The following is a 6,925-nucleotide window of genomic DNA, read 5'->3' as shown; positions in this document are numbered from 1 at the left end:
GGGAAACTGATCCCAAGATGAACTTCCCCGAGAGAAATCTCACAGGGCACTTGAAGACGACAAGTTCGATAGGATGGATGTGTAAGCGCTGCGAGGCGTTCAGCTAACCATTACTAATCGCCCTGACGGCTTGAGAAAAATATCACTTAACTTATACGCTTTTCTCCTTTACTTTCTTTCTTCTTCTTATTATCTCTCTTCTCTATCTTAGTTTTTCGCTTTGGCTGTGCTGATTGCGACGGGGAAATACCGGATCCCATTCCGAACTCCGAAGTCAAGCCCGTCTGCGGCAATGGTACTGCACTCTTAAGTGTGGGAGAGTAGCTCTGTGCAGCCTTTTAATTCTAAAGCCCCTCGGTTTTTACCGAGGGGCTTTTTTTTGTTTGAATTTAGAGATTATTATAATACCAAAGTGCCCATCAGAAATTGACATACAGATTTTTTCAGAAAATTTTTTAAAAGTATAATTAAATTGATAAAGAATTTTATATTTATGAAAATTGCGAAAGGATTTTATATTTATGAAAAATAAAAAAATTTTATTTTTGCAATTTATTATTATAGTTTTATTTACATCCTGCAAAGAATCAGAAGATAACTATATCATTTATGAAAAAAATAGTTGCAACTATTTTTCTTATCTAAAAAATTTTTCTACAAATAAAACAAGCGTAAATAATCTACCAATTTCAGAAGAAATATTTTTTATTAATATGGAAAATCATGCTCCTATTGAGGCAATTATTAATAATCAGAATTCAGATGCTTGTTCAGAAGTATGCTATGATGTTAATTTAAATGCGATTTATGAATCTCTGATTGCAAAAAATATTATAGAAAATATTGAGCTTAATAAAAAAATGTATGCTATGATGTTAATTTAAATGCGATTTATGAATCTCTGATTGCAAAAAATATTATAGAAAATATTGAGCTTAATAAAAAAATGTCTCTCGTTTTTCAGAAAATATTTAAAAAAATAAGAAAAGTTAATGGAGAAGTCAATTTTAATGACTCAATTATGAAATGGATAAATACAGAAGATTCAAATATAGTATTTCCATCTTTACAAAGACAGAACATAACTAAATATCCAGGTTATAGTAATTTTTCTAAAGTACAAGCTCTTAAATATGCTCTAGGAATTGATTCTAATGCTACTGAAAGTACACCAACGCCAATAACCTCATTGCAAGTGGATTATCTTTTATTTCATTCTAAAGGAATAGATAAAATTGAGCAAACACAATTAACTCATGAATACTTTACTGAGAGAGACTATTACTTTAATTCAATTGGAAAAAGAATGAGAGGCTATAGAAAAAATAGAAATCCTAAAAAGCGTACTTTATATTATGGAATTTCAATCTATGATATTCCTGAATTGAAAGCTCCCAAGAAAAGTGTACCATGGAGAAACTGGGGAAGAGATTCATGTATAGTCGAACAAAATAAAAATTTTTATGGAAAATCAGTTTACCAATTAAGTATTCCATTGCGTTGTAGTGTTTCTGGCACAACAAATTTAGCTTTATGGCCTATTTATACATATGGACTAAAATTGAATGAAGATGATTTGAAATATTTTATTTTAGCAGTGTGGGCGACTCTTTCTCTAGATACAGGTCATACATTACAAGAAGTTTTAAGCAGTGTAAAAATCTCTGCAATTTATTTAAAAGAACTTATAAAATATAATGATAAAAATTATATAAATATTAAAAACTCTATGCCAAAAAATACATTAAGAAATATGGTAAAGGTTGTTCAAAATATCCGTCCTTTAGGAAATAGTGATGAAACAGTTGATAGAAATCGTATGATGAAAATCAGAAATAAAATTTATGCTTATAATAGTTCAAATTCTCGAATGTATACAGAAATTTTTAATGAAAACCCTGACTATGAAAAAGATAAAAAAGAAATGAAGGACCGTTCTGATCTTGAATACTATTTTAATAATTATGATTTACTGAAATCGAATAGATCAAAATTTGGAGCATATTATGATGGGTTTTTTAGAAAAATATCTGATGATAATTTTATAGAAATTAGAAAAAAATCTCAAGAGCAGCTCAAGAAATATTTTAAAAGAGATTGTTTGCAGCAATGAAAGATAAAAAATAATCGTATAATGTGTCTAAGTTTTTCGACTTTCAATTTTTTTATAAATAAATTTACGGATCTGTTCTATGGCTTTTTCGCGAATAAAATTGACTTCCATCAAAATCTCGTGTTGTGCATTTTCAAGTATATACTTTTCACTGTTCGCACAGTTATGGATAAAAATATCATGGGCCGCATTTACTACAACCGAATCATTTTCTGCTTGCAAAAGTAAAAATGGAATATTGTTATCATAGCCCATAAATCGTGCTTGGCGAGAAGCTTTAATGGCTTCACGCATCCATCCAAATGTAGGTCCACCCAGCTGCATATCTTCGATTTCTGCAATATGATTACGCCAAACTTGATATCTAAATTTTGAATTTGTGACATCATTTCCTTCAAATGGTCTGAAAGGGATACAATCTGTTTGGCCAAAAACATATTCTTTTTCTTTACCAAAATTGCAAAACATTTTTGCAATTAGATAGATCGGGTATTCTAAAAAGGGATAAGGTGAAAGAGCAATACCATGCATAGGTGAAGAAAGAATAACGCCAAAGGGATTAATTTTTTTCCCGCAGACAGCTAAAGTAGCAATCGCTCCTCCCATGGAATGGGCAAGAATAAAAGTGGGTAATTGCACTTGCTGGCTATTGACAATATTTTCAAAATAAAAGGATAAATCATCTACATAATTTGTAAATTTATCTACATATCCTCTTTTATCTTGACCTATAAATCTACCAGAAAATCCTTGTCCCCGGTGATCGAAACAAAAAATCGAGTAACCCAGTTCGAATAAATTCATAATGAGTTCTGCGTATTTAAGATAAGATTCGTTATAACCTGTGCAAAGCAGAATTTTAGCTGTTGCATTTGGATTCGTAAATATTCGACAAGAAATAGGAACATCATTCATGCCTAAAAACTGATTCGTAGATCCTGTAGATTTATAAAAAGGTAAAATTTTTTCTTTGTACCGTAAAATATTACTTTCAATATTTTCAGGAGCATTTTCTAATTCTTTTTCTTTTAGAAATAAATTAATTTCTGTCACATTAATTCCTTTTATTTATCTTATCCCATGCGCCAAGAATTTTCTAGGATCTGAATATTTACTCGTGAAAGTTTTGTAAATATAAAAATCAGAAAATGAAGTTGCACCTTCTGGTGAACCATTATTTAATTTCATATAAGCCTTTAGATAACTGAAGTATGATTCTTTTATTTTTTTAAATTCATTGCCTGTGACACTAAAATTTGCCATAATTTTATCCGTTTTCTGCCAAGCTCTTATTGAACTATTTATTTAAAAAGCAAATAGAACACATCCTCTTTAGCATTTTTCGGATTTTCTCGTCCACTATATAAGGAAATTTAAAAGATATTTTTAGATTTAAGAAAAAAGGTTATTTAACCTCTCAGGATCTTTGATTTTAAGGAAAATCCGTACCTGAATTTTAAGCTTAATTCTACCTATAAACTCAATTTCTTCATCTAAAGGAGAAAGGGCAAATAATTCTTGGAGCTTATAAAGTTGATTTGTATTTAAAAAATCCGCATCGATTAAGTAGTAACATACCTTAATCATTCCAATTTTAGCTAGCTCAGAGCGCAGTAATTCTTCATCTTCATGCTGCCAAAGCGCTTGTAACTTATTGCATGTTTTAGATTTTTCAATCAAAAAAGGCAGCTCTTTGGCAGCTTTTAAATGCTCCCATGGATTGCAATCCATCCACTTTCCATCAGGAAATAGCCAACCGCTTAAGCGAAAATTTGTACTTATATACATACAGATTCGTCCTTTTCATGAACTCTTTCTAAGATATGAGAAGAGTTAAGAAATATCAATATATAAAAAGAAATATCTCGTATACTCAGAAAAAAGATTTAAATTTGAGCGAAAGGAATCGATAAGCAATTTAAGCTTATAGAGGATTTTATTAAATATGATATTATTGGCTTTTTATAAATATTTTTATAATTTTAAAATAACACGTGGATATACAGTCGTCAGTCTCATTTTAGTGCTGTCGATAATCGGAATTTTAGGGGCAATGGTTGTGCCGAGAGTTTCTACTTTGAAGGCAAAAGGGCAACAGTCTGAAGCTCGAATACAACTCATGAAAATATATAACTCAATGTATGCGCATAAAATTGAGAATGGATTTTTCCCTGACACAAAAGGACAAGTTTTGTTAATTACAGAATTTAGAGGATTGAGTAATTATTTACGTACTGATGATATTCATTATTATATGAAAGGTGATAATATATATATATTAAGTACATCAGAACAATTTGTATTAGCTTATATTAGAAATCTAGCAAATAATAATTTAGATATTCAACGTCTCAATTCAAAAAAAGTATTCTGTCATATGCTAAATGGTGTAAATCAGGGGACTGAAAATTGTCATAAAGCGCAGATTTTCGCTGCGCAGAATAAGATTAAAGAGTTAAAAGAAATAAAAATTTTGAAATTATTAAATGAAGATTAAGAATCGATTAATTGGTAACCAAAACCATGAATAGTTTCAATCAATGAGCCTGCAGAACCTAGTTTTTGTCTTAAGCGTTTGATATGAGTGTCAACTGTTCTTGTATTCACATGCCCTTCATAACCCCAAACTTTCTGAAGTAAAGCCTCTCGACTTTGCAATTTACCAACTCTTTCTGCAAGAAATATGAGTAGCTGATATTCTGTCGCAGTTAAAGAAACTGACTCATTTCCAACTGTTACTTTGAATTCCTCGGGGTATATTTTAATTGGGCCAGCAACAATAATTTTATGATTATTTTCTGTTATTTGACTGGAAGTCTTATCTTCATCTTTAGAGTTATTTTGAGAAGAATTAACAAGGTTGAGAGGATTTGATTTTAAGGTATGTGAGCGTCTTAATAATGCATTAACTCTTAATAATAATTCTCGTGGCGAAAATGGTTTAGTAATATAATCATCAGCGCCTGACTCAAAGCCTTCAACTTTATCTTTCTCTTGAGAGCGTGCCGTGAGTAAAATAACTAAAGTTCCTGCTGTTACGTTATTATCTCGAACGGATTTTAAAATTTCAGTTCCGTATTTGTTAGGTAACATAACATCAAGCAAAACAAGATCGGGCAAAAATTCTTGGATGAGTTCAAATGCTCCATCCCCATCAAAATACGATTTAACTTCAAAATCATTCGATGCTTCTAAAGTATATCTAAGAAGATTATTGAGGTCTTTGTCATCCTCAATAATAAGGATGCGCAACTTTTCATCCTTCATGCTTAGTCTTTTTCCTTCGTTGCTTTTTGTTTAGCAGTTTCTTTAATTTTGCTTTGAAGTTGCATCACTCCATCAATAACTGCTTCAGGTGTTGGAGGACAGCCTGGAACATAAACATCTACGGGAATTAATTTATCGACACCCTGAACAACGTGGTATGCGCGGTAGAATCCACCTGAAGAAGCACAGGCGCCCATGGAGATAACCCATTTTGGTTCAGGCATTTGATCATAAATGCGTTTGATCACTGGCGCCATTTTTTCTGTGATCGTTCCTGCAACGATTAAGAGATCAGCTTGCTTAGGAGAAAAGCGAACAACTTCAGCACCAAATCGTGCTAAATCATACTTTGGTCCCATAACGGACATAAGTTCAATTCCACAGCAAGCCGTGCCAAATGGGTATGGCCACATAGAATTACTGCGTGCCCATGCAACTAATTCTTGTTGTTTTGTTGTGATGTAAAATTCATTTCCATAATTGTGGTGTTTCATTTGTTGAAAACCCCTCCTTTAAACATTTTAACATTAATCATTTCATTCTTACTTATCAAATGAAAAGGTCGGAACTTTGCCTAAAAAATCAAGGATAAGCTGTAATTCGCACTCTTCAGGTAAACTGATGTGCACGGAATCACCAAAGCCAAGATGAGTGCAAAAATCCGGACCATCGACGCAGACCAAGCCTTGTCGCATTCTCGAAAAAAATGAGAGAGAATTTTTATCTCCATTTAACGAAAATTTTTTCATTTTTAAAACTTCATGCCTTGGATTGTAAGGCTCTCTTACTGCGACATGAATATCTTTTGCAGTTATTTCAGATTTTTTGAATCCATATGCCGAAATCGCTGCCGTGCTGCCAGCCGCTGAAGCGACCCACAAACCGCTTGAAAGTTGCTTTTCAGACTCAATTTCCTTTAAGCCATTTTCAGAACAGACTGAAACTTGGTACCGGCTCGTTGCCGCAGGATGTCTATTACAAAGTAGAATATCATTTAAGGCTAAAGGAAGATTTTGCCGGTGAGAAGTTTCTAATTTTAATCTGCGAATTGCTTTTGTTTTATAATCATTTTTAACAAAGCATTCGATTGCTTTTTCTATATATTTAGGAATAATAGGGCATAAATGCCCTACAGAATGTTCTGGACAAGAGTTGATTCCAAGCAACTTAATATCTGCTCCAACGTGGTGACTTGCGTGCAAAAGTGTTCCGTCCCCACCGAGGGAAATCACAAGTTTTTTCTGAGGGCGGAGACCAGACTGATCACATTTTTCATTAAAGAAACAGATATTATTTTGCGCAACTTCATCTAAATTATATATTTTATAAGATAATTGGTATTTCTCAAGACTGTCAATTAAGAGCTTTCTGCTTTTTATATGCTCTTCATGCGCAAAGCGCAGAGGTTGATGGGTTTGGCCGTCACGTTCAAGATAATCAAAAAAATCAACATTTAAAGGGCGTTGAGTGTATCGTTCCCATGTCGTCTGCTTTTGAACAATATAGACATCAACTTCATTATGCAAAATGATCACCTCTTAAAGT

General features: G+C 32.4%; 9 protein-coding genes and 2 rRNA genes (1 of these 11 cut by a window edge). 5 read left to right on the top strand and 6 right to left on the bottom strand.

The window, feature by feature from the left end; translation table 11 throughout:
• The 4 genes from EZS29_RS09965 to EZS29_RS09950 all read left to right on the top strand — a co-directional run.
• Positions 1 to 138: ribosomal RNA gene (locus EZS29_RS09965) — 23S ribosomal RNA — on the top strand (it extends 2,757 nt beyond the left edge of the window).
• 84 nt (positions 139 to 222) lie between these two features.
• Positions 223 to 337 (top strand): 5S ribosomal RNA (rrf, locus tag EZS29_RS09960).
• Between the two features lie 184 nt (positions 338 to 521).
• Positions 522 to 884 carry a hypothetical protein gene (locus tag EZS29_RS09955; RefSeq protein WP_130609762.1) on the top strand — a complete coding sequence of 121 codons (363 nt, stop codon included), beginning with the start codon at positions 522 to 524 and terminating at the stop codon, positions 882 to 884.
• Between the two features lie 62 nt (positions 885 to 946).
• Positions 947 to 2,113 carry a hypothetical protein gene (locus EZS29_RS09950; RefSeq protein ID WP_145987941.1) on the top strand — a complete coding sequence of 389 codons (1,167 nt, stop codon included), beginning with the start codon at positions 947 to 949 and terminating at the stop codon, positions 2,111 to 2,113.
• 27 nt (positions 2,114 to 2,140) lie between these two features.
• Here EZS29_RS09950 and EZS29_RS09945 read toward each other — a convergent pair whose 3' ends face one another.
• From EZS29_RS09945 to EZS29_RS09935, 3 genes are all read right to left on the bottom strand, one after another.
• The gene (locus EZS29_RS09945; RefSeq protein ID WP_130609756.1) at positions 2,141 to 3,166 is read right to left on the bottom strand and encodes an alpha/beta fold hydrolase; all 1,026 of its coding nucleotides are present in this window, start codon (positions 3,164 to 3,166) and stop codon (positions 2,141 to 2,143) included.
• A 15-nt stretch (positions 3,167 to 3,181) separates the two neighbouring features.
• Positions 3,182 to 3,376, bottom strand: coding sequence for a hypothetical protein (locus tag EZS29_RS09940; RefSeq protein WP_130609754.1), 195 nt, complete (start codon positions 3,374 to 3,376; stop codon positions 3,182 to 3,184).
• Positions 3,377 to 3,505: 129 nt separating this feature from the next.
• Positions 3,506 to 3,901, bottom strand: a complete 396-nt coding sequence (locus EZS29_RS09935; protein ID WP_130609751.1) for a hypothetical protein — start codon at positions 3,899 to 3,901, stop codon at positions 3,506 to 3,508.
• Positions 3,902 to 4,058: 157 nt separating this feature from the next.
• On the opposite strand from EZS29_RS09935, the gene EZS29_RS09930 reads away from it, so the two are divergent.
• Positions 4,059 to 4,610 carry a type II secretion system protein gene (locus EZS29_RS09930; RefSeq protein ID WP_130609747.1) on the top strand — a complete coding sequence of 184 codons (552 nt, stop codon included), beginning with the start codon at positions 4,059 to 4,061 and terminating at the stop codon, positions 4,608 to 4,610.
• On the opposite strand, the gene EZS29_RS09925 is transcribed toward EZS29_RS09930, so the two are convergent.
• From EZS29_RS09925 to EZS29_RS09915, 3 genes are read right to left on the bottom strand one after another with little or no spacing between them, the layout of a single operon-like run.
• Complete coding sequence (locus EZS29_RS09925) at positions 4,607 to 5,380, bottom strand: response regulator transcription factor (RefSeq protein ID WP_130609744.1); 774 nt, start codon at positions 5,378 to 5,380, stop codon at positions 4,607 to 4,609. The two genes, EZS29_RS09930 and EZS29_RS09925, sit on opposite strands and share 4 nt — an antisense overlap.
• A 2-nt stretch (positions 5,381 to 5,382) precedes the next feature.
• Complete coding sequence (locus EZS29_RS09920; protein ID WP_130609741.1) at positions 5,383 to 5,874, bottom strand: NADH-quinone oxidoreductase subunit B; 492 nt, start codon at positions 5,872 to 5,874, stop codon at positions 5,383 to 5,385.
• Positions 5,875 to 5,922: 48 nt separating this feature from the next.
• Positions 5,923 to 6,906: an NAD(+)/NADH kinase gene (locus EZS29_RS09915; RefSeq protein ID WP_172603883.1), complete on the bottom strand. Its 984-nt coding sequence runs from the start codon at positions 6,904 to 6,906 to the stop codon at positions 5,923 to 5,925.
• Positions 6,907 to 6,925: the final 19 nt, after the last annotated feature.

Origin of the sequence: Fluviispira sanaruensis, assembly GCF_004295685.1 — a bacterium.
GTDB classification, from domain to species: Bacteria; Bdellovibrionota_B; Oligoflexia; order Silvanigrellales; family Silvanigrellaceae; genus Silvanigrella; species Silvanigrella sanaruensis.
This window is presented reverse-complemented; position numbering and strand designations above follow the sequence as displayed.